Raw genomic sequence first — 24996 nt, 5'->3', positions numbered from 1 at the left:
AACATTTATTTTGGAAAATTGCATAATTTGCAGTTTGAGATTATCCTTCATTATCCATGTTATTGCATAATATGGATATAGACGTCTGAAATACGTGGAGGATTTTTATGACACCAGAACTTAATTTTATTGACGGGAAACTCGTTGATTGCAAAGGCTGCAAGACAATTCCTGTTACCAATCCTTCTACCGATGAAGTCATTGGTGAAATCTATGATACACCGAAGGGGGAAGTTGACAGGGCGGTTGCAGCGGCCAAAAAAGCACAACCGGCATGGGAGAAATTACCGGCAATAGAACGTGCAAAATTTTTAAAGCAGATTGCCCAGAAAGTGCGCGAGCATGCGGATGAGGTCGCAAATATTCTGGTCAGAGAACAAGGGAAAACCCAGGCACTTGCCAAGGTAGAAGCGAATTTTACCGCCGACTACATGGATTATATGGCCGGTTGGGCTCGTCGCATTGAAGGGGAAATTATCCCTTCCGATCGCCCCGGTGAAACGATTTTGTTGATGCGACAGGCGATCGGTGTTGTTGGCGGTATTTTGCCGTGGAATTTTCCTTTCTTCCTGATTGCCCGGAAAATGGCACCGGCACTTCTTGTCGGCAATACGATTGTCATCAAGCCAAGCGTCGAAACTCCGCTCAATGCTTCAATTTTCGCCAAGATCGTTGCCAATACGGATTTGCCGAAGGGTGTATTCAATATGGTTTTCGGGCGTGGCTCGACCACCGGTCAGAATATTTGCGAAAATCCGGATGTCGGACTGCTAAGCTTTACCGGTTCTGTCGACACTGGCGTTCGTATTATGGCTGCTGCAGCAAAGAACATCACCAAAGTCAATCTGGAACTTGGTGGTAAAGCACCGGCAATTGTTGCCAAAGATGCCGATCTCGATCTTGCAGTGCGGGCAATTCTTGCTTCACGCGTTATCAATACCGGTCAGGTTTGTAATTGTGCAGAGCGGGTTTATGTTGATAAATCCATCGAGGCAGACTTTCTTGAACGAATGAGCAAGGCCATGAAGGCTGTCCGTTATGGCGATCCGGAAAAAATGGCCAATGCCGATATGGGGCCGTTGATTAATAAGTCGGCTTTGTCTTCGGTTTCCGGTTTTGTCGAGCGGGCACTTAAAGAAGGTGCCGAATGTCTTGTTGGCGGTCAGCCCGCCGATATGAAACATGGTAATTTCTATCAGCCGACATTGCTTGCCCATTGCAAACAGAAAATGGAAATTGTCCAGAACGAAGTGTTCGGACCGGTTCTTCCCGTTGTTTCATTTGATACAATGGACGAAGCGATAGAAATGGCAAATGATACGATCTATGGCCTGACATCATCCATTTACACCAGAGATCTTTCGACGGCTATGCGCGCCTCGAACGAATTGCGGTTCGGAGAAACCTACATCAACCGTGAGAATTTCGAGGCTATGCAGGGCTTTCACGCCGGTGTTAAAAAATCGGGTATTGGTGGCGCTGATGGAAAACATGGAATTCTCGAATATACCCATACCCATGTTGTCTATATCCAGAATTGATTTGCAATTTAGAGCATAATAGCATAGTTTTTCAGAGAGCACCCGACCAAGGTGCTTTCTGATTAATTTGAAATAGATAAAATATATTTTGATATATTTTATTGTATTTTTTACGTTTTAAATTTTTATTATATTTTAATAGTATAAATAAATATTACAAAAACACTATTTCACTTTTTATTTGTTTCCAGTATATTAAACTATACTGAAAGGCTCTAGGATAAAAGCTGAAAGGGATGTTTCATGCCAAAAATGAAAGCTGCAGTATTTGTAGAAAAAAACCGGATTGTGCTGGAAGACAAGCCTATCCCGGATATTGGTCCGTTGGATGCGTTGATCCGTATTACAACCACTACAATTTGCGGAACCGATATTCACATTCTTAAAGGCGAATATCCGGTCAAAAAAGGTCTGACAATTGGTCATGAACCAGTCGGAATTATTGAGAAGCTCGGGTCGGAGGTCAAAGGTTTTAAAGAAGGGCAACGTGTGATTGCAGGTGCAATTACGCCAAGCGGCATTTCAAACGCATGTATGTGCGGATGCGGTTCGCAAGATGGTCCGCATACGAAACATGGCTTTGAAGCGTTGGGCGGCTGGAAATTCGGTAACACTATTGACGGTGCGCAAGCGGAATTTTTGCGTGTTAATGACGCCGCGGCAAATCTATGTGTCATTCCTGACAATCTCACCGATGAACAAGTATTGATGTGTCCCGATATTATGTCGACCGGTTTTTCAGGTGCCGAACGCGGCGGAGTAAAAATCGGTGATATTGTTGTTGTCTGGGCATTGGGGCCAATCGGCTTGAGCGCTGTTGCCGGCGCCAAATTGTGCGGCGCAACAACAATCATTGGCGTTGACACGGTGCCAACACGTATGGAGATGGCAAAAAAGCTTGGTGCAACTCATGTGGTCGATTTCAAAGCTTGCAATGCTGTTGACGAAATTATGCGTTTGACGGATAGACGTGGTGTTGACGTTGCTATTGAAGCTTTGGGAACGCAACCGACTTTCGAATCTTGTCTTAATGTTCTTCGCCCCGGTGGCACCTTGTCCAGTTTAGGCGTTTATTCCAACGATCTGAAAATACCGCTAGCGGGTTATCGTTCAGGTCTTGGTGATATTGATATTGTCAGCGGCCTTTGTCCCGGTGGTAAAGAACGTATGCGTCGTTTGATGAATGTTGTAGAAAATGGCAGCGTCGATTTGCGCCCGCTCGTTACACATACTTATAAGCTGGATGACATTGAAAAAGCTTATGATCTGTTTGCCCATCAACGCGACGGGGTTATGAAAATAGCTATCAAAACCGGTGCCTGAACAAGTACGATAACTTATAAAAAAGCGGGCTCAAAAGCCCGCTTTTTCAATGCATAGAAATTATTTGCTTTCTTTTTTACGTTTTATGGCAGCACGTACGCCTGCTGCATAATCCGGATGGACTTTTTCAAAATGTCCAAGTTGACGCTCGATGATGAAATCGGGAACGCCTTCCATTGCATCGGCAATGTTGGAGAACAACCGGTTTTTCTGATCCTGATCGAACAGATTGAAAAGTGCCGTTACCTGACTGTAATCGTCATTACCAGCCCGATGATCGTAACGATAAGCATCACCGGAAAGTGTTAACGGCGGTTCCTGTGCCGATTTATCTTCAACCGGACCATTGAAGGAATTCGGTTCGTAATAAGCGTCGACATTATTGGTTGAATGGCCGCCATAAGTGTTCATTTGGCCGTCACGATGGTAATTATGAACAGGGCAAACGGGCTTGTTTACAGGAATTTGTTCATAATGGGTGCCTAAACGATAACGGTGTGCATCCGCATAAGAGAATATACGAGCCTGCAACATTTTATCAGGCGAATAGCCGATGCCTGGAACGATGTTCGAAGGCGAGAAAGCAGCCTCTTCGATTTCTGCAAAATAATCGTCAGGATTACGGTTCAATTCCATAATACCGATATCCATTGGCGGATAATCTTTATGGGGCCAAACTTTTGTCAGATCGAAGGGGTTATAAGGTGTCTTGTCCGCGTCTGCTTCAGGCATAATCTGGACTTGGACTTTCCAACGCGGGAAGTTCCCGCTTTCAATGGCATTATAGAGTGCTTCCTGAGAGCTTTCACGGGTCTTACCTACGAGTTCTTTGGCTTCGGCATTGGTATAGAACTTATGCCCTTGCATCGTCTTGAAGTGAAATTTAACCCAGAAGCGTTCACCTTTGTCGTTCCACAAGGAATAGGTATGGGAGCCATAACCATTCATATGCATTGTATCGATCGGTAAACCGCGATCCGACATAAGAATCGTTACCTGATGCAGACTTTCAGGCGAAAGTGACCAGAAATCCCATTGAGCAGTGTTCGACCGCAAATTGGTTCGCGGATGGCGTTTTTGCGTATGGATGAAATCTGGAAACTTATAGGCATCACGAACAAAAAATACCGGCGTATTATTGCCAACGAGATCCCAGTTGCCTTCAGACGTGTAGAATTTTAATGCAAAACCGCGAACATCGCGTTCGGCATCAGCAGCTCCTCTTTCACCTGCAACAGTGGAAAAACGACCGAGCATGGGTGTTTCTGTGCCGGGTTTGAATACAGCAGCCTTTGTATAGCGTGTAATGTCGCCGGTGATTTTTAATACACCATGTGCGCCAACACCTTTCGCATGAACTGTGCGTTCCGGTATACGCTCACGGTTTTGATGCGCCAATTTTTCCAATAATTGATAATCTTGCATCAATACAGGACCGCGAGGACCTGCAGTAATGGAGTTCTGATTATCTGGTACGGCAGCGCCGGCCGTTGTTGTCAATGTAATCCGCTCGCTCATTAAAGCCTCCAAGTCTGTTCAATTTCAATTGGTCACTTTAATAAGATAGAGCAAGTTTAAATTAATTCTAATTTTTAATTGTTTAAAATCATATTAGCTTAAATTATAGCTCTGCAACAAAAACCGGAAAACCGCTTCTTTCTTTATCCTCAACAAAACGTTTCGCAGACCAAGATTACGTTTTCACGCACTTTACGGATTTGACACGACGCCTGAGCAATTTGATAAAACGTGGAGTTTTAAAAAATGGATTTCCTCCTTATAGCTCGGGAAAAGCCCGGTTTTTCACCTATATGTTTTTTAATAAAGTAGATTAAAGTTTTACGTTTCGATAAACATCCCGATTTTTTTTAAAAAGAGTTGTGGCGATTGTTACGTTCGCCTTTTCTTTAATTTAAATTATAATTTTATAAAATATAAATGACATGTTGTTTTTGTTGTTTTTATAAAAATACATATAGTTATTTTTAATTAGAATAATTCGTTAATATAATGTAATATAATATAATCGTATTTAATCAATATTTATTATCGGAGTCGGGGTGAAGTGAATGAAAGAACCGATATTAGCTTTGGTCGATTCCTCAATTTATTGGAAATCGGTTTGTGAACTTGCTCTTTGGGCTGCCCAACAATTCGACGCCCCGATCAGATTGCTGAATGTCCTTGAAAACATGGCGGACGACGCAGTTATACCACCGGATATAGCGAAGGATATCGATGACAGGTTCTATACCGATTTCATTGGAAAAATACATGATCATTCAGCTTCCTATGCTCGGTTGATGCAGGAACTCGGGCAAACGTTGTTGGAAGACGCGAAAAGCTATATAGAGGAACGTGGCGGGCGTGATGTTGATACCCGCTTGCGGTTTGATAGCCTTTCTGACGCGATAAGGTTTTATGGAAAAACATCACCATTGATTGTTATCGGCAAGCAAGGGCAAAAAACATTAAATGTAACAGGTGTAGCAAAAGTAGGTGGAAATTTTGAAACAATTATACGTGCTTCGCCAGTGCCGGTATTGGCTGCAACAATTGATGTGAAGCCGATAAAGAAAGCACTATTTCTCTATGATAGCGAATTCAAATGGAAGCTGATAACTGATTATTTCAATCACTTTCATCTTCTTTCCGGTAAAACTATAGTGCTTGCCTGTTCAAAATACGCTTCAAGTTCGGTATCAGAAGATATTGAAAAGCTGGTAAGAGTGCTCGAGAGTGCGAAAACTCAGGTGTCGCCGTTGCTTCTTGATGATGACCGTGATGCCGAAAATATCAATAGAATTGTCGATGAAAACAATATTGATATGATTATTCTGAGTGCCTTTAACAAAGATAAAATAACGAGCCTGATATATGGTTCAATCCCAGGAAGCCTTATACAAAAGCTGAAAGTTCCGACACTTATCGTCGGAAGCGGATTGGAAAAAGATCGTTGGATAGAGCGGAATTAAGCCTTGAAGTGGAACTTTAAGGCAATAGTTCATCTTCACATTTAATTTTTCGAAAATCTTTTGACTGGGATGAGTATCTCAATTTAAATAAGCAAAGAGACCGAAACATAGGGGGAAATGTTTCGGCCTCCAAGTGGTCATCTGAATTAGCATGATGACCGAAGAGAAAAGTAAACTGAAGAAAGCTCCATACAGTTACAGATTGAGCGCTCGCTAAATCTCCTCCCTGAAGCATTTCAGGTTGAAAAATAAACAGCAAGCTCTCAATCTCTGTAATGGGCAGCTAACCCTCCGGCAAGGTGCTGTCCCGTCCTTCTTCAGGACACTTGGTATCGTATTCAATTGATCAAATAAAATCCAATTGCTTTTTGTTTTTTGTTGTATAAGAAAAAGTTATCATGTTTACCGTAAGACAACTTCGTTATTTTCAGATTCTGGCCAGCACGGGCCATTTTGGTGAAGCATCCGAAAAATTGGGCATTTCGCAACCTGCACTCTCCGTACAAATTGCCGAGATGGAAAAAATAGCCGGTTCGCCGCTTTTTGAAAGGACATCGAAACGCATCATATTAACGCCGCTCGGATGTAACTTTCTTCCGATTATCAACGATATTCTGGCGCGGCTTACCGTGCTTGGAGACATTGTAGCAGCGCATGAATCGCCGCTCAGCTATCCTATCAAACTTGGTATCATTCCGACCGTCGCACCTTATATATTGCCGTCTGTATTACCAAAGGTACGCCATTTGTACCCTTCTCTTACGCTGCAAATTCAGGAAGCAAAAACCGATAGACTTGTTGAGCTGCTGCGCAATGGCCATATTGATGCGGTTGTTGCTGCAACACCGCTTGATGAAGATGAATTTGTGTCGGAATTGCTCTTCGACGACGATTTTTATTATGCGCTGCCTCGTGATGACCCGCAATCGGTTTATAAAAACGTTCGTGCAGGCGATGTTGACACCGGCAAGTTGTTGCTTTTGGAAGAAGGTCATTGCCTGAGGGACCAAAGCCTTGAGGCCTGCCAGACAAAAAGATATCGTCACGACATTACGGCATCCTCATTAACAACATTGATGCAACTTGTTGCTAATGGCATCGGCATAACAATCATTCCGCAAATTGCTGTTTCAACGGAAGCCCGTTTGGATAATATCAGCGTTGTTGCTTTTGAAGGTGAAACACCGAAACGGCATATTTGTCTTTTCTGGAGAAGGCGATCACGCCGGAGCAAAGACTTCAAGTTGTTGGCTGATCTTTTAAAATCACTGGCTGTGCCAATTCTTGATCAGGCGCGGAATTTTATAATGTGATTGATTGCAGGAAACCGTTTTGTCATTAAGGATGGTTCTGCTCGCCTTTCGTCAAGCTGGATGGAGGGAGGCGTCACGATACAAAAGGGCTGTGAATTGCAAAACCGGTAACAATTGTCGAAGATAAAGAGCGACCGCACTGGAATTCCATGTGAAATATTGTTGAGCCGCTAATTCAAATCGTGCCCGGTGCTTTGTTGTTCATCAATTGATATGGATTGCTATTTTTACCATGGTTTCAGCAAAAAACGGCATTGCTGAAACTTCAAAGTGTAAAAGCGGAAAACTGTTTTGCAGAGTGATTGCCAGTCGGTAGGTGAACCTCGAGACGCAATCCTCATCCAATTCCCGATCTGGCTTTCAAGGATGGAGAGTGTGTTCACTGATAAAATTAATAATGTTTTGAGGGACGATGCTTGTACGCTTGCCATAACTGGATGATTATCGTGTTCGTGATCAATAATTTGGTGCCATAATACGCATAAAGTTGGCGACCATTTTGTTATCAAACCGGCTATCTCGGCTATCAATGACATAGAAATGCCAACAAGTTTTCCGTGGCAAAACTGTTTATAAAACCCCTTGCCTGCTTTTTGGGCAGGCAAGGGGGTAAATCCGAAAACCGCAATTACAGGATAGCGCTCGGATAATTCGGGCTTTCGCGAGTGATCGACACATTATGGGTGTGGCTTTCACTCAGTCCGGCATTGGTAATGCGTACGAATGTTGCTTTTTTGCGGAATTCTTCAAGGTTCGGTGCACCGAGATAGCCCATTGAAGCGCGCAAACCGCCACCGAGTTGATGCAGAACCGAGGCTGCAGGCCCCTTATAGGCAACTTGCCCTTCGATGCCCTCAGGCACGAGTTTCAATTCGTCATGCACATCTGCCTGAAAATAACGATCGGCCGAACCGCGTGCCATTGCACTTACCGATCCCATCCCGCGATAGGCTTTGAAAGAGCGACCTTTATAGAGATAAACTTCCCCCGGGCTTTCTTCCGTACCTGCAAGCAGCGAACCGATCATGACTGCGCGGGCACCTGCTGCCAAGGCTTTTGCCAGATCACCGGAATATTTGATACCGCCATCGGCAATAATCGGAATACCTGCTTTGTCAGCAACTTCGACAGCACCCATGATAGCCGAAAGTTGCGGAACTCCGACACCAGCCACGATACGTGTTGTACAAATCGAACCTGGTCCAATCCCGACTTTAACGGCGTCGGCTCCGCAATCGATGAGTGCCTGTGTTGCTTCAGGTGTTGCGACATTTCCGGCCATAATAGCGGTTGAACCGGCAATCTTTTTCACTTCCTTGACGGCGTCAAGCACACGCTGGGAATGACCGTGAGCAGTATCGATCACCAGAATATCGACACCGGCATCAATAAGTCGTTCTGCGCGTTCCATGCCGTCACGACCGACAGTGCTTGCCGCACCGACACGTAAACGCCCTTGGGCGTCTTTGGCAGCATTCGGATTGAGGCGTGATTTTTCGATATCTTTTACAGTGATCAATCCGACGCAACGCCCTTCATTATCGACAACCAGAAGTTTTTCTATTCTATTTTGATGAAGAAGCCTTTTAGCCTCGTCATGTTGGACATTTTCACGAACGGTAACGAGGTTTTCCCGTGTCATCAATTCATAAATTTTCTGTTTCGGATCGGAAGCAAAACGAACATCACGGTTTGTCAGGATGCCGACAAGGCGTCCCGGGCCTTTCTCGCCATTTTCAACAACCGGAATGCCGGAAATGCCGTGGGCTGCCATAAGCGCCTTTGCTTCTTCCAACGTGGCTTCCGGCCCGATGGTAACGGGGTTGACAACCATGCCGGATTCAAACTTCTTGACCTGACGGACTTCCTCCGCCTGCTCGGATGGTGTCATGTTACGATGAATAACACCCATTCCGCCTGATTGTGCCATGGCAATTGCCAATCTCGACTCGGTTACTGTATCCATTGCAGCCGACAAGAGCGGCAAGTTTAAAACTATGTCGGTTGCGACAGTCGTTTTAAGATCGACTTGCCCCGGCATAACTTCAGAATGGGCAGGCTGTAAAAGCACATCGTCAAATGTCAGTGCTTCTCTACCTGTAGCTGTTTCAATGATTTTTGCCATGTCCAATATTCCTTTAAAAACGAACAACCGCTGAAACCAAGTACAGCGGTACATTCGTATTGCTTCTTATGGATTGGCGCTGGTTCGTAACACGCGGAAACAGAATTGAAAAGGGGGGTGGCAATCACATTTTGAGTTATCACACTTTAATTTTGATTGTTTTTCTTAAAAATCCACAATTCATCCTATCCGATAACCAAAAAAGTTGAATTCATTTAATCTATTGTCGGATAACGAAAGGAATTTTTATTTGGTATTTGGAAGCATTTATTTTTCGCAAAATCCGGAACAATTATTCTATTCGATATGCTGATGTTCCGTCTTTGAAAAAATTAAACTGCGGGAGCGATTTCCCGCTTATGCCGGTTGTCGTTTGTCAAAGACCAGGGGTTCTTCAACCAAACATGGATGAGAGTAGAAGAAACGTTCCGGGTATTCGATTTCAGCTACATCCAAATTATCTATAACGCTAGCGGCGACGGGTTTCTTGTCCGGTTGTGTGGAGACGGCACGAGTTCAGACTTTCCTGATGTAATTAAGGGACAGGCAGAATATTTTGCCCTCAAATAGTGTGAAGCGCACCTATTCAAAGCGCAAGATTTCCCGAAATCGTTGGAAGATTGCCATCCGTTCGTAATGCTTTTGTTGCATTCCCTGAATAGTCAGATTTCAAGCAAGACGAACGTGTCGGTTTTGCGCAAAATTTGATAAATCAAAGACTTTGCGCGCAGATTATTTTTTTACAATTGTGATTGGATAGGCAACCAGCTAATCAGCTTGGCAAAAGCCCTTCGCCATATGCGACTTTCCGGTTCACGTTTTGTGAGGCATGGTTTTGCGCCTTCAACAAAATCCCAGTAAATCCGGTTTCTGCTATCAAGATGAAGATGATAGCTCATTTCCTTTGTTGTTTCTGCAGCAAAAAGCTTGTTCAATCTGTCGGATATGGGGGGACATTCAAACAGAATTCCCATTTCAGTGTTAAGTGAAGCTGAACGGGGGTCAAAATTGAAAGAACCGATAAATGCTGTTTTACCGTCGATCAGGAACGCCTTGGTATGAAGACTCGCACGACCGGAACCAAACAGGCGCAAGCGATGAGGCCCACCATCTGGCTTCAGTTCATAAAGTTTTGCTCCACCTTTAAGAAGTGGCTTGCGATAAGGCGCATATCCACCATGGACTGCTGCAACATCGGTTGCTGCCAGAGAATTTGTAAGTATCCGGACATCGGCACCATTTTTTACGAGCTTGCAAAGCCGTTCGGTTCCCGCTTTTCCGGGAACAAAATAGGGAGATGTAATCTGCAGCTCGGTTTTTGCGCTATCGATTAATGGTGAAAACACTGTCATCAACCAGTTTTCAGGCCTATGCCCAAGAGCTTTTTCGGGGGGATCCGATACAACATCAACCGCAACAACCGGAAAAAGCTTATGTTGCGGTTTGATGAAATGTTCGAAATTCATATGAGTGCGGACATAATCAAGATAAGGTTTTGCGTTTTCCGAGTCGTGAAATTGGGTGAGTTTGTTTTTCCAATAATTGATATCACGGGCTTTTTTGGGTACTGCCAAGGCATGGATGGGCAGTGCCACAGCACTGTTCCAGAATGAATCGAAAATCGTTTCCACTTTTTTGACAGAAGGTCCGACAAGCATCAAATCAAGATCGCGAAAATTGGAGGCCTTGCCCGCTCCGAAATAGGCGTCGGCAATATTACGCCCGCCTACAAAAGCAATGCGCCCGTCAATGATAAAAGCTTTGTTGTGCATTCTGCGGGTGACTGTTAATGCACGTAACACCATTTCAAGACCGCGTCTTAAACCACCGTTTCGCGCCCGTCCGGGATTGAACATCCGTATTTCTATATTCGGATGTTTATCAAGCGCAACATAGGCCGGATCACGCCCCTGTGCATTAATATCGTCAAGCAACATACGGACGCGAACGCCTCTATCGGCAGCGTCCATCACCTCTTTCAAAAGAAGGCGACCCGTGAGGTCATCATCCCAGATATAATACATAAGATCAAGACTGCGTCCGGCAAGTCCGGTTCCGACAGCGCGTCCGGCAAAAGCATCAAGATTACTGATGAAAAGTGACAGCCCGTCTTTTTCAACACCCAACCCGTTTTCACGTTTTGCCAAATCTTCGATTTTCTGGTCTATTTTTGTGCTTTTTCCACCTATTCTCAGCGCAAAAGAACGTTCGCCGCGCGCACTTTTTGCAAAGCGTCCGTAAGCATAGACAGCCAGCATAGAGGCTAACGCAAACACGATAACAATTGCGATGACTAAATGTAGAATATTCAAAGAAAGGGCTCTCTTGTTCCAGAAAACGATGTAATCTAATATAATCGGCTAATGTCGTCTATTCATTTCCTGAATTCGCTATTTTAAAAAATAATTGATAGTGTCTCGATTCATTATAGGCGACAAACAGTAACAGGTAACAATAACGCTATCCTTTTTTGGGAAAACAGTTTTTTCGGCTTTCCGGTTTTATGGTTGATGACTTTCCCGGAGGTTTTGCCAATTTTGAAAACCCTTTTTATCAACAAGGGAAAAAATCGCAATGGCCTGTTCCTTTTCGGGGCCAGCCATGAAGACTTGTTGTCCGATGTAAAAAGGCAAACCTCTATTGATCTCAAAAAATAATTTGATTTTGCTGCCTTTGATAAAATAATGGATAAAATAAAGGATCCGGTGAACGGAAGATGAACGATAGAAATAAATGGCGAAGCGGATTTCACCCTATGATGTCTAATGTTTCTGTCTTTTAAACGTTGCAATAGAAGTATCGTCACAACAAAATTGAATGGGCGTTCAAATGGTTGAACAAACTGAAGAATTGTCGCCTCATTGGCGGCGAAATCTCATCATATCGGCTTTCGGTGCCTTTACGACGATTGTCGGAATGACTGTTCTTTTGCCTTTTTTGCCACTTTTTGTTGAAGAAATCGGAGTGAGTGATCCGAAAGCCATTTCGGAATGGTCAGGAATTGCATATGCAGCGACGTTTTTTTCTGCAGCTCTTGTCGCGCCTTTGTGGGGCCGTTTGGGCGACCGTTACGGACGTAAGCTTATGTTGGTTCGTGCAAGTTTCGGCATGGCAATTTCGATCGGATTGATGGGCTTTGTTACCAGCGTTTCACAATTGGTTTTATTGCGTTTATTGACAGGACTCGCCGGAGGTTATGCCTCGGGAGCGGCTATTCTAGCGGCCACGCAAACGCCGAAAGATAAAACCGGATGGGCACTGGGCGTTATTTCGTCCGGTGTTATGGCTGGCAATTTTATTGGTCCTTTGATTGGCGGTATTTTACCGGATTATATCGGCATAAGAACGTGTTTTGTCGCCATCGGTATTTTGATTTTTATAACTTTTATCGTTACGACATTTGCGATCAGTGAAAATCATAAGGTATTTGTTGACCGGCGTCGCAAAAAAAACAAGGGCATGCTCACGCTAAGTCTCTTTAACCGCAATGTTAGCGCAATGTTGCTAACCGGAGCGCTTCTAACATTTGCCAATCTGTCAATCGAGCCGATTATAACAATTTTTGTAAATACTCTGTCCAAAGGGGGAGCGAGTGTAACTTTCTGGGCAGGTCTTGTTATGTCAATGACAGCATTAGGAAGTGCGTTATCGGCGACCCAACTCGGCCGGCTCGCTGATCGCGTCGGGCATTGGAAAGTGTTAGTCTGTGCAATGATTGCAGCTATTATTCTCGTCGTGCCGCAAGCATTTGTGACATCCGCATGGATGTTGGTTGTACTGCGCTTTCTGCTCGGTCTGGCACTTGGTGGACTGATTCCTTGTGTAACTGCTATTTTGCGTCATATCGTACCGGATGATGCTGTGGGAACTGTCTTGGGGCTTTCTGTTTCGTCCCAATATGTTGGGCAGGTTCTGGGGCCTGTTTGCGGTGGTTTTATTGGCGGGTGGTTCGGCGTTCGTCCAGTCTTTTTTGTAACCGCCTTGGTTATTTTCGTCGCCGTTGTCATAAACCTGAAACTTTATCGACATCACGAAAAGGCGTGAGGCCACACAAATATCGACAATATATTTATTGTCACAGCTTGAAACGTGCCAAGAAAACCGGAGGCGGTGAATTCAAATACCAATATTGATAGAAAAAGGCGGTCAGAGACCGCCTTTTTTACAAAGCATTATATGCCTTTTCAAATAGTGAACTTTTAATAAAAGCCAGTTGAATCTGAACCATTTTAATGGTCAGAAGCAACTGACGCACCGATGCCGGTTTCAGAACGGATCTGTTGGGCAGGAAAGCCGGAGCGGTCTTCCTGTGCACGGTTGCTGTTGTCGGTAATTGAAAACAACCATACACCGCCAAAGCCCAATATCATCGAGAAGAGGGCAGGTGAGGTATAGGGGAAGAGCACCGTATCCGGTGAGAAACCGAATGTCGAAACCCATACGGCCGGCGAGACAATTGTGAGGCCGACAGAAGATATGAGTCCAAGGAAGCCCCCGATCACTGCTCCCCGTGTGGTACATTTTTTCCACAGGATGGAAAGCAGCAGAACAGGAAAGTTTGCAGATGCTGCAATAGCAAAAGCAAGTGCAACCATAAAGGCCACGTTCTGCTGTTCGAAAACAATGCCAAGTAGAATGGCAATGATGCCGATGACGACCGTAGCAATGCGTGATATCCGCAGTTCGACGTCGCTTGCTGCCGTGCCTTTTTTTAAGACCATATTGAAAATATCATGGGATATTGCTGTTGCACCGGAAAGAGTAAGGCCTGCGACAACAGCCAGAATAGTCGCAAAAGCCACAGCAGAAATAAAACCGTAGAACATATTTCCGCCGACCGCCTTTCCGACCATAACCGCGGCCATATTTGCTGCCCCCGCACCACTTGAAAGGGGCGCTGAAAGTACCGGATCGGAGAGAACAAGTGCAATGGCACCAAAACCGATGATAAAGATAACGATATAGAAATATCCGTTCCAGATCGTTGCCCACAAAACAGATTTTCGGGCTTCTTTTGCATTCGGGACAGTGAAAAAACGCATCAGAATATGTGGCAGTCCGGCGGTTCCGAACATCAATGCCATGCCGAAGGAAATAGCCGAAACCGGATCCTTTATAAAACCACCGGGAGACATGATCGATTGTCCGGCAGAAATCGCTTCAGGCGAAGTGACGTCAACAGAGTTTTTTTGAGCAAACAATGTTGCTTTGACGTTTACTGCGGCCTGAAAGAAATTTTCGAAGCTGAAGTTAAATTTCAACAAGATCATGAATGCCATAAAAGTGACGCCGATAAGAAGTAATACGGCTTTGATAATCTGCACCCATGTTGTGGCTGTCATTCCACCAAAGAGCACGTAAATCATCATTAAAACACCGACAAGAATTACCGCATAAAGATAATCCAGTCCAAACAGGAGTTTGATAAGCTGGCCGGCACCGACCATTTGTGCGATCAGATAAAAAGCGACAACGGCAAGTGTCCCGCAGGCAGCGAATATCCGTATCGGGGCGGTTGCAAAACGGAACCCTGCGACATCGGCAAAATTGAAGCGACCGAGGTTGCGTAATCTTTCCGCCACAAGAAACATGACAATAGGCCAACCGACAAGAAAGCCGACGGCATAGATCAATCCGTCATAACCGACGCTCATGACCATAGCCGAAATTCCAAGAAAGGAAGCGGCAGACATAAAGTCACCGGCAATAGCCAAACCGTTCTGAAAACCGGTTATACCGCCGCCAGCGGTATAGAAGTCCGCTCGTGACCGGGTTCTGTTTGCAGCCCATTTGGTAATCCACAAGGTTAGAGCGACAAACACGAAAAACATGATAATTGCTGACCAGTTCGTGGCTTGTTTGGGAAGTTCTCCACCAATGGCATCGGCTTTCGCATTGATGTTGTTCGAGAGAAAGATGAGGAAAGTACCTATCCCGAAGACGTGCTGCCTTTTTAAAAAACAAAAGAGGTTCATTGCTTAACCTCCTTTTTAATCTCATCGATATAATGGTCATAACTGCTATTTGCGATCAGAATATAGATTGCAGTTAAAAGCACCATGACAACAATCACACCTATGCCAATCGGGATGGCTATCGTTGTGACGCCGGTACCGATGCGTAAACTCAGGAACTGTTTGTCAAAGGCAATGAGTGCAATCCAGCCATAATAAACAATAAGGGCAATAACAGTAAGAATGCCGCCCAACCTGTTGCGCTTTTTTCTCAACGTAACATAGGCAGGGCTTGCCTCTATCCGGGCAATAGTTTCTTTATCCATGACGGCTCCTCCTCCGTGACAGGAATGGTTTTCAAATTCAGTCAGATATTGTTACTTGTAATCCGTGTCACTCACCGGAGCAGAAGGCGCGAAACGGTTGCTCTCCTCTGATACCGTTCCAATTTCAGGCCAATAGCTATCCCCGCCGTTCCAGACCTAGTAAAATGATCATATTTCACATGATTTACTTTGAATTAAAGTAACTAATATGACTATCTTAGGTTTAAAAAATGATTTTTATTTGACACCTCCATGAAATAAATTTCATTCGATTTAAAATAATCATGCAAGCGATATGTTATGTCAATATTGTCATGATTTAAATTATGTTTTTTGATGATTTTCGTATTCAATTTTTCGTATATATAAAATAAAAATTTTGCTTTGGATGTTTTGTCGCTTTTATGAAAAGCAGTAAGAGATGTGCCGCTGTGTCTAATGTGAGGGAAAATTGCGCAATTCCAATGGCTCTTGATAAGCCGATTCAACTGTGTTGTCGGTCAAGAAAAATTCTAGTAGAGGAATATCGTTAAGCGTCTTATAATATTTAAAGCTTTTGATCTTTTTGAAGATGCACTATTTTGAATAATGGTATTCAAAACACTACCGGAATAAAACAGAATGACGATAACTATCAAACGGGTTTATGAACCATATTCGGAAAATGATGGTTGGCGGGTTTTGATTGATCGCCTCTGGCCAAGGGGGCTTTCCAAGGAGAAAGCCCATATTGATGATTGGCAAAAGGAATTGGCACCGAGCAATGAGTTGCGTCATTGGTTCAACCATGATGTTGCCAAATGGGAAGAATTCAAAAGCAGATATATTTCCGAACTCGATGGTCAATTGGAAGCGATCGAGCTTTTTCTTTCTTCCCTGAAGAAACATCCGCAAGTGACTTTATTGTATGCGGCGCATGATGAAGAGCACAACAATGCTGTCGTGCTTGTCAATTTTCTGGAAAACCATATTTCCCGGGATTGAGAATATTGTCAGGATCGAGAGCCTGTTTAATTGTCCACATGAAGTCGACAGCATCTCCAAGTTCCATACGCAAATATTTTATCTTGCGTTGTCCTATGCCATGTTCACCTGTGCAAGTGCCTCCCATTGATATGGCCCGTTCCGATAGCCTTTCGGTAAATTCATAGATGCGTTTTTCTTCCCTCTCGTTATCTTTCGGGTACCCCACAAACACATGAAAATTACCGTCACCGACGTGACCGATGATGGGGCCGATCAGATTATGTTCTTTCAGGTCTTTTTGCGTTTCGGTGACACAATCGGCAAGGCGCGAAATAGGCACACAGGCATCTGTAGAAAATACATCGCATTCGGGCAAGCTTGCCTCGGCAGCCCATAACGCACTATGGCGGGCTTTCCAAAGTTGGGCCCGTTTTTCCGGGTCGGTCGATTGCTGAAAATTGCTCGAACCATGGGCCGAGGCAATTTCGCTAAACGTGGCAGCCTGGCTTGCAACACTTGCCTCGTCGCCATGGAACTCGACGCAAAGCGTCGGGCGTGGCTCCAAAGTTAAACCGGAATAGGCGTTGCACGCCTTGACCATGAACTCGTCCATCAATTCGACACGTGCAAAGGGTATAGCGCACTGGATGGATTCGATGACGGTATTACATGCGTCTCCAATTGTTGCAAAGGTGCAAATGCCACTTGAGACAACTTCAGGTATCGGATGCAACCTTATTGTGAGTTCGGTAAAAAGCCCGAGTGTGCCTTCCGAGCCAACGAGAAGCCGTGTCAGATCATAACCGGCGGCAGATTTTTTTGCGCGACTTGCTGTGCGGATGAGGCGACCATCAGCCATAACTGCTTCAGCACATAAAACAGCCTCTCTCATTGTTCCATAGCGAACAGCGCTGGTACCCGATGCGCGGGTTGATGCCATACCACCGATTGATGCATTCGCGCCGGGATCAATTGGAAAAAACAAACCGCTATCACGCAACCAGCTGTTCAGTGTTTCTCGTGTAATACCCGGTTGTATTGTGACGGTCATATCTTCAGGCGAAAAAGATACAACCTGATCCATTTTTGAAAAATCGATACTGATACCACCTACAGGAGCATTCAATTGTCCTTCAAGAGAACTGCCAACGCCAAAACCGATAATCGGCATTTTATAACGGGCGCAAATTTTGACCGTCTTGACCACATCATCTTTTGACAATGCATAAACAACGCCATCAGGCACTTCGTGCCGCAATTTTGTTTCATTGTGCGAGTGGGTATCGCGAACTGAAAGATTGTTGCTGAAACGATTGCCAAAGGCCGTTTCTAATTCTTTACACACTTGATCTACGGTCTTCTGATCTAGTCTAGCCATTCTCTACACTCCTCTCCCTGTATTGGATAGCTAATGTGATAAGTTCGCACGTTTTAATATCATTTTTCAATAAAAATATTCTTTTACATGATTTAATATTCAAATTTATCATAATATATTTTTATTGTATTTTTTCTTTACATTAAAATACATTATAAAATTTTATAAAATCGTTTAATATCATATATTTAAGTGAAAAATATTTTTGTTCCGAAAATTCGATCAAGTGCCGCTATCGTCATATTTTGCACGACGCTGGAGTAATGAGATGGTGCGCTTATCGAAACATCGCTTTGTTACTATTCATGAAGAATGAAAAACAGAAACATTTGAGGTAGCTTAAGATGATAACGAGTTTTAATAGCCGGTATTAGATTGCGTTATATAGATTTTGAAATTTCAAAGATCACCAAACCAGAATAAAATTCCGAAAAAATAACCTTATAAAATAGAGGAAAGCTGCCCATTTAATTAAAAATAGGCAGCCGACATGAAAGGATTTGTTCCCTAATATACCGGAATGAAGTGACGCTTATGACTGCCGTTTTGAAGTCTTCGTAAAAGTTGCCACTTCACCGTTTAATATCAATAGTCTTCAAATCCATATTTTCCGGGGTTGAAAATATTATCGGGGTCGAGAGCTTTTTTGATAGCTCGCATGTAATCGACAGCATCTCCCAGTTCCAGCCTCAAATATTTTGCTTTTCTCTGCCCGATGCCGTGTTCACCTGTACAAGTTCCGTCCATCGAAATTGCCCGTTCGGACAATCTTTCGGAAAATTCGTAGACCTTCTTTTCTTCTTCTTTGTTTCCCTTGTGATAGGCAAGAAGAACATGGAAGTTTCCATCCCCCACATGACCGACCATTGGCCCGATAAGGTGATGCTCCTGAAGATCTTTTTGTGTTTCGCCCACACAATCTGCGAGCCTAGAAATAGGCACACAGGCATCTGTTGAAAAAACATCGCAATCTGGCAAGCTTGCCTGCGCTGCCCAGAAGGCTTCGTGGCGCGCTTTCCAGAGTTCGGCGCGTTTGTCAGGATCGGTCGAATGTTTGAAATCTTTTGATCCATGACTTGCTGCTATCTCACCGAAGAGTGAAACTTGTGCTGCAACGCTGGTTTTATCTCCATGAAATTCGACACAAAGTGTGGGAAGAGGATCAAGAGTTAATCCAGAATAGGCATTGCAGGCTTTTGTCATAAATTCATCGAGAAGTTCAACACGGGCTAAAGGAATGGCGCATTGAATTGCCTCAATAACCGCATTGCAGGCATCGGTTACAGTCGGGAAAGTGCAAGCACCGCACGAAACGACTTCCGGAACCGGATGCAGACGCAATGTAATTTCAGTGAAAATGCCGAGTGTCCCTTCAGAGCCGACGAGAAGCCGCGTCAAGTCATAGCCTGCAGCCGATTTTTTTGAGCGGCTTGCTGTGCGGATAATCCTTCCATCTGCCATAACCGCTTCAGCACTTAAAACAGCTTCTCTCATCGTGCCGTAGCGTACGGCATTGGTTCCGGATGCACGTGTCGAAGCCATCCCACCGATAGATGCATCGGCACCGGGATCAATCGGGAAGAACAGACCGCTGTCGCGCAACCAGCTGTTTAATGTTTCACGGGTAATGCCGGGTTGGACAGTAATGGTCATATCTTCAGGTGAAAACGATACAACTTGATCCATTTTTGAAAAATCGATGCTGATGCCACCCTTGGGCGCATTGAGTTGCCCTTCAATGGAACTGCCGGCTCCGAAGGCAATAATGGGCATTTTGTGTTTTGCGCAAATTTTTACGATTTTTACAACATCGTCTTTGTTGGTCGCGTAAACAACGCCATCAGGGGCTTGTTGATAAAGTGCGGTCACATTATGGGAATGAGCCTGACGGACAGAAAGATTGCGGCTGAACCTATCTCTGAAAGCCGCTTTCAATTCTTCACAAACACGATCTATTGTTGCTTCATCGCAGTGTTTTGCCATTCTTTTTACTCTCTCTATGGGTGGGCAATTTTTTTTGCCACTTTCGCGCCAAGCAATAGAAATTGCAACGATATTTCAAAATATTATCATTGATAATGAGTTTTTGCGATAATTTTTTTAAAGGATTGAAAATTTATTCCAAAGAAATAAGCGCAATTGTTTGTCTGTTGTGAAACCGATTCTGTTAATTCACCTCGGTTCGAGGACAAAATTTTCTAGTGAATGATAACTTCACCCGTCATTCCGGCATGATTATTTTGGCTGTACGAACAGAATGCGAGTGACAGACTTAATTCGCATCTATCCCAGTGCTTCTTGTCAATGCTCTCGTCATCATCTAATTCGCTTGAAAACTTTTCATCCGATATGATGAACGGTCAAGAGCGACCGGATTTTGCAAGAAGATTGGCGAAAACACCGTTAAGCCTACAAACGGGGTTTGAAACGTTTCAAACGCAATGCATTGGAAAGCACAAACACACTTGAAATTGCCATAGCCGCTGCTGACAACATTGGCGATAATTGTACGCCCCAGACGGGATAGAAAATTCCGGCAGCAACAGGAATGAGCAAAACGTTATAACCGAATGCCCAGAACAAATTCTGCTTGATGTTGCGAATTGTTGCTTTTGAAATGGCAATTGCATTGACAACGCCTGTCGGATCGCCCGACATCAATACAACATCCGCACTTTCAATAGCAACATCGGCACCGGTGCCAATGGCAATACCGGTATCGGCAGCGGCAAGTGCCGGTGCATCATTGATGCCATCACCAACAAAGGCGACCCGCCGTTCAGACCCACGTATTTTTTTCACAGCATCCACTTTCCCTGCCGGAAGCACTTCAGCGACGATTTCTGAAATACCGAGTTTTGAGCCGATTGTCTTTGCTGTGTTACGGTTATCGCCTGTGACAAGCGCTGTTGCGACGCCCATGTTTTGAAGTTCGGCAATCGTTTTTCCCGAATTCTGTTTGACAGGATCTTCAACGGCAAAAATTGCTGCGGCTTTATTGTCTATCGCAGCGTAAAAGGGCGTCATACCTTCATTGCCGAAAATCTCGGCATCTTTGGCAAAGCCCGAAATATCAACATTTATCTCGTTCATATAACGGTCGGCGCCGATAATGACTTCCCGTTCATCAACTTTGCCGGAAATACCATATCCGGGTTTGGAATTGAAATCTTCAACAGTCGAGAGGGTTATTCCGGCCTTTTTTGCAGCTTCATTCAAAGCCTCGCCAATCGGGTGTTCGGAGCGTAGTTCCACCGCTGCAACATCTGCCAATGTTTGTCTTTCATCAAATCCCTTGGCTGTGATTATTTTATGCAAAACCGGTTTGCCCACCGTCAGTGTGCCCGTTTTGTCAAAGGCAACAACATTAGTATCACGCAAGGTTTGTAACGCATCGCCGCGACGGAACAAAATACCGAGAGTGGCTGCCCGACCTGTCCCCACCATAATGGATGTCGGGGTTGCAAGACCCATTGCACAAGGGCAAGCGATGATGAGGACCGATACACCGGCAATAAGAGCATGCGGAAATTGCGGGGCAGGGCCGACAAAAAACCAGATAAAAAACGTAACAATTGCGGCTGCAAAAACAGCGGGGACAAACCAGCCGGTTACCTTATCGACCAGAGCCTGAATGGGTAGTTTTGCACTTTGTGCGTCTTCGACCATTTTCTGGATTTGTGCAATAAGTGTATCGCCACCGATCTTTTCGGCACGAAACGTCAAGGAGCCATTGCCATTGACAGTTCCGCCATAAACCTTGTCGCCTTCTTTTTTGGCAACGGGCAAAGGTTCGCCCGTCATCATGGATTCATCAACATTCGAGTTACCGCTTGTGACCGCGCCGTCAACAGGGAATTTTTCTCCCGGCCGCATTACAATAATGTCGCCGACAGCAACATCATCAAGCGCAACATCTTTTTCTTCGTTATCTCTTAAAACGCGTGCTGTTTTCGGTTTCAAACCGGCAAGCATACGGATAGCTTCACTGGTGCGTCCACGTGCGCCCGCTTCAAGATAACGGCCAAGCAGGATCAAGGTAACGATAACGGCCGCTGCCTCAAAATAAACATTGTTAGTGCCTTCCGGCATATAAGCACCTGCAAAGGTTGCAACGGTAGAATAGGACCATGCAGCAAAGGAGCCGACAGCAACAAGCGAGTTCATATCCGGAGTCGCACGAAAGAGATTGGGAATGCCGGATTTGAAAAACCGCCAACCGGGGCCGAACAGAACCAGCGTTGTCAAAATGAATTCGACGAGGCGGGAAGGGAACATGCCGATGGTGGTCATAACAAAATGATGGAAGGGCGGTATGATATGGCCGCCCATTTCAAGAACAAAAACCGGAACGGTCAGAATAAGAGCAATAACCAGAGAGCGGCCAAGTTTATGCGCCTCGACAGCTTGTCTGTCGACTTCTTCATGATTATTAACCGGCTTTGCACCATAACCGGCTTTGGCTACCGCTTTTTCCAGCGCATCAATTGTCGTCACATTTTTGAGCATCTCGACGTGGGCGCGGTTTGTTGCGAGATTAACAACAGCAGTCTTCACCCCGTCTACAGAGAGAAGTGCCTTTTCAACGCGCCGCACACAAGAAGCGCAACTCATCCCATCAATATCAAGATCAACCGGTTGGTAACCCACTTCATAGCCGGCTTTTTCGACAGCATGCACAAGCTCGTCAATGCCAAGTTTATTCCGGCTCGTAACGTCAGCCTTTTCTGTTGCCAGATTGACGACAGCATTGTCTACGCCTTCAACTTTTTTGAGCGCTTTTTCGACGTGGCGAACACAAGATGCACACGTCATCCCTTCAATATCAAGCTCTATATGAAATTTGTCTTTTGCCGGAGATTGACTGTTTTCTTCCGTTTGTGAAGTTGTTGTCATGAAACGCACCTTTCACATCAAGAGATAATGGTTACCCTCATGGGAAGGTCAAGAGAAAAAGATGAAAAAGAAAAAGCCTTATCCGGAATAAAACGGATAAGGCTCATATTGATCAAGTGTGAAATGCCGAAGAGGAAAAATTAATATGTGTCGTTGATACGTGCAACAGCATGGAAGTCGATTGCACGACCGCTGAGTTCTGCAACCCGGGAGACTTCCTGCTTTTTCTCAAGACCAGAAACAAAGACCACATTCGGCACTTTACGCAATTCCTCGTCAGGAGCAATAGAACTGGCATCCTTCACAGTAATCGGTGCTTTGTTTTCAGCAATAATATTTTTGAGGTCATCTGTCGCCGGACGATCGACCTTCGGGGCAGTTTTAGGTGTTTCGGCAGCTTTTTCCGTCTCTACTGCCGCAACCGTGGATTTATCGGGTGATTGTGCTTCATCGGCATCGGCATAATCATCATCTTCCTCATAATCATCATCCGGTACAGCTATGATCTCGTTGGCTTCAATGAGCGCTGTCAGATCATCACCGGGGACGTTATCGGTTGGTTTACCCGATCCTGCACCATTATTGGCAATAGCAAGAGCAACCTTGTCGGCTTCATCCTGACGCAAAGGTCTTGCTTCGGGTAAAGGAATATTTGCAACCTTGACAGCGCCTTCTTCTTCCTCACCTTCATCAGGCTTGAACGTCGGTACAGGCACATTGGCATAGGCCATAACCGGTGCTTCGTTTGTCTTTTCTTCCTCGGGTGCCGGTTTCAAACCATTGGCACGCAATGGTGAAGATTCAGGAAGCGGAGCATCTTTTTTAGGTAACGAAACGACTGTTGTTTGTGGTTCCTCTGCTACAGCCGGAGCCTTAGGTTGTACTCTTGACGGTTGAGAAGGAACTTGTTCGTCGGAGTTTTTACGTCCGAACAGAGAACTGAAAAACCCATGTTTTTGTGTTGAGGTTGTTGCACTGGCATAGACAACCGGTGCACCGCGACGGGCGAGCCATTCGGCCTTTGCCTGGTCGTAGCCGGCAAGCGGTTTGCCATCGCTCGGGATATACATGGTTTTTCCATCGGGGAACAAAGCCATCAATTCGCTGCGGCTCATACGTGGCCAATGGCGAACATTGCCCACATCCATATGGACAAAAGGCGAGCCTGAACGAGGATAATAGCCGACGCCGCCAACTTGCTGTTTTAAACCGATAGCACGCAATTTGGCAAGATTGACATCAGGTAGATAGAAATCCATTGCATGGCCAAGTGTATGCTGGCTGTTTTTGGCAACGCCACTATCGGGCGAGCGAGAACGCAACATATTGTTGGTAGCCGGTGAACGGTATGCCGATACGACATTGATGTATTCGCGCGATCCGCTGGTGCGGTAGACAGACCAGATAAGGTCGAACAGACGTGGATCCATATTTGTCGGCTCGTTACGACGCCAATCGCGCAAGAAAACGTTCAGCCGCTTCAAACCGGCCGGATCATATTTGCCATCACGTTTGAAAACGATTTCGGCTTTTTCACCTGTATGGACGTAATAGAGTTTCAAAGACCTTGTTTCAGCCTTTGCTGCTACCGGTGCCAACATAAAGGACAAAGCTGTACCCATTGCCATAAAGGCCAATGACAAACGACGAAATGTCCAAAATGATTTTTTCAAACCGTCAACCACCATTCGTAAAACCTGCCCTGTTACCCGCGGATGAGACGCGTTAATCAAAAACGTAGTGTTCAATTAACTCGCTCCCCGACCATCTGAAATCGGCTTTATAGTTAGCAAAGCCTAACCCAGAATGGTTAACAGCAGCTTTATATGTGATCCAGCAAACAATGATGCTGATCAAATACGACTATACCATGGCAAAAATGCCACAGAAGAGAACAAATATCAAAAATTCAGTAACATTTTGTTACGATGGTTAATTTTTTCTTTTTATTGACATATTCCTGCGCAGCATCTTGCCGCTTCAAGTTGAATATTGGGATTGAATAGGCTGAAAACAAGTCTTGCACACGTTGACAGACTTGTTTTTGACAGGGCGAAGAATTTTCAACAGAATTCGGATAAAGCTTCATTGTCTTTTATCCGGTTAGCTAATAGCAGGAGAATTTCGTGGTCAAAACGAATTTTTCTTAAAAAAAAGGCCAAACACTACGCGCCGTGAGTAAAAAGGGGTTTGGAATTT

15 protein-coding genes are annotated in these 24996 nt (G+C 44.7%); 6 read left to right on the top strand and 9 right to left on the bottom strand.

Translation table 11 applies throughout. The annotated features are described in order from the left end of the window. The first annotated feature begins 107 nt into the window (after window positions 1-107). Together aldA and PEB0122_RS06230 are read left to right on the top strand one after the other, a co-directional pair. The gene (gene aldA, locus PEB0122_RS06235; RefSeq protein WP_075916133.1) at window positions 108-1541 is read left to right on the top strand and encodes an aldehyde dehydrogenase; all 1434 of its coding nucleotides are present in this window, start codon (window positions 108-110) and stop codon (window positions 1539-1541) included. Window positions 1542-1784: 243 nt separating this feature from the next. Continuing rightward, the gene (locus tag PEB0122_RS06230) at window positions 1785-2864 is read left to right on the top strand and encodes an NAD(P)-dependent alcohol dehydrogenase (RefSeq protein WP_075916129.1); all 1080 of its coding nucleotides are present in this window, start codon (window positions 1785-1787) and stop codon (window positions 2862-2864) included. 60 nt (window positions 2865-2924) lie between these two features. Here the strand turns inward: PEB0122_RS06230 and PEB0122_RS06225 are convergent, their stop codons facing one another. Next, a complete protein-coding gene (locus PEB0122_RS06225; RefSeq protein WP_075916127.1) occupies window positions 2925-4382 on the bottom strand; it encodes a catalase in 1458 nt (485 codons plus the stop codon). Window positions 4383-4933: 551 nt separating this feature from the next. Here PEB0122_RS06225 and PEB0122_RS06220 point away from each other — a divergent pair. Then, on the top strand, window positions 4934-5839 hold the full coding sequence (locus tag PEB0122_RS06220; RefSeq protein WP_075916125.1) for a universal stress protein: 906 nt from the start codon (window positions 4934-4936) through the stop codon (window positions 5837-5839). Window positions 5840-6237: 398 nt separating this feature from the next. After that, window positions 6238-7152: a hydrogen peroxide-inducible genes activator gene (locus tag PEB0122_RS06215; protein WP_075916123.1), complete on the top strand. Its 915-nt coding sequence runs from the start codon at window positions 6238-6240 to the stop codon at window positions 7150-7152. A gap of 628 nt (window positions 7153-7780) precedes the next feature. Here the strand turns inward: PEB0122_RS06215 and guaB are convergent. Both guaB and PEB0122_RS06200 read right to left on the bottom strand, forming a co-directional pair. Continuing rightward, window positions 7781-9277 (bottom strand): IMP dehydrogenase, encoded by a 1497-nt coding sequence (guaB, locus tag PEB0122_RS06210; RefSeq protein WP_075870243.1) that lies wholly within the window; start codon window positions 9275-9277, stop codon window positions 7781-7783. Window positions 9278-10017: 740 nt separating this feature from the next. Further along, the gene (locus tag PEB0122_RS06200; RefSeq protein ID WP_075916119.1) at window positions 10018-11589 is read right to left on the bottom strand and encodes a phospholipase D family protein; all 1572 of its coding nucleotides are present in this window, start codon (window positions 11587-11589) and stop codon (window positions 10018-10020) included. A gap of 517 nt (window positions 11590-12106) precedes the next feature. Here PEB0122_RS06200 and PEB0122_RS06195 point away from each other — a divergent pair. Further along, window positions 12107-13321, top strand: a complete 1215-nt coding sequence (locus PEB0122_RS06195) for an MFS transporter (protein WP_225867804.1) — start codon at window positions 12107-12109, stop codon at window positions 13319-13321. A 185-nt stretch (window positions 13322-13506) separates the two neighbouring features. Here PEB0122_RS06195 and PEB0122_RS06190 read toward each other — a convergent pair whose 3' ends face one another. Next, entirely contained in the window at window positions 13507-15252 is a 1746-nt protein-coding gene (locus tag PEB0122_RS06190) for a cation acetate symporter (RefSeq protein ID WP_083650238.1), read from the bottom strand. Beyond that, window positions 15249-15557: a DUF485 domain-containing protein gene (locus tag PEB0122_RS06185; protein WP_075914897.1), complete on the bottom strand. Its 309-nt coding sequence runs from the start codon at window positions 15555-15557 to the stop codon at window positions 15249-15251. Before PEB0122_RS06185 ends, PEB0122_RS06190 begins: the two co-directional genes overlap by 4 nt. A 621-nt stretch (window positions 15558-16178) precedes the next feature. Here PEB0122_RS06185 and PEB0122_RS06175 point away from each other — a divergent pair. Continuing rightward, the gene (locus PEB0122_RS06175; RefSeq protein WP_075914895.1) at window positions 16179-16541 is read left to right on the top strand and encodes a DUF488 domain-containing protein; all 363 of its coding nucleotides are present in this window, start codon (window positions 16179-16181) and stop codon (window positions 16539-16541) included. Here the strand turns inward: PEB0122_RS06175 and PEB0122_RS06170 are convergent. The 4 genes from PEB0122_RS06170 to PEB0122_RS06155 form a co-directional block, all read right to left on the bottom strand. Beyond that, complete coding sequence (locus PEB0122_RS06170) at window positions 16507-17901, bottom strand: FAD-binding oxidoreductase (protein ID WP_075870237.1); 1395 nt, start codon at window positions 17899-17901, stop codon at window positions 16507-16509. The genes PEB0122_RS06175 and PEB0122_RS06170 overlap by 35 nt on opposite strands. 585 nt (window positions 17902-18486) lie before the next feature. Further along, window positions 18487-19884 (bottom strand): FAD-binding oxidoreductase, encoded by a 1398-nt coding sequence (locus tag PEB0122_RS06165; RefSeq protein WP_075916111.1) that lies wholly within the window; start codon window positions 19882-19884, stop codon window positions 18487-18489. Window positions 19885-20310: 426 nt separating this feature from the next. Continuing rightward, window positions 20311-22797 (bottom strand): heavy metal translocating P-type ATPase, encoded by a 2487-nt coding sequence (locus PEB0122_RS06160; protein ID WP_075914892.1) that lies wholly within the window; start codon window positions 22795-22797, stop codon window positions 20311-20313. Window positions 22798-22937: 140 nt separating this feature from the next. Next, on the bottom strand, window positions 22938-24425 hold the full coding sequence (locus tag PEB0122_RS06155) for a peptidoglycan L,D-endopeptidase MepK (protein WP_225867818.1): 1488 nt from the start codon (window positions 24423-24425) through the stop codon (window positions 22938-22940). Window positions 24426-24996: the final 571 nt, after the last annotated feature.

The sequence above is a fragment of the Ditibartonella apis genome, from assembly GCF_001952075.1.
GTDB lineage: Bacteria > Pseudomonadota > Alphaproteobacteria > Rhizobiales > Rhizobiaceae > Bartonella > Bartonella apis.
The sequence above is the reverse complement of the archived record's forward strand: the minus strand, read 5'-3'. Positions and strand labels throughout refer to the sequence as shown.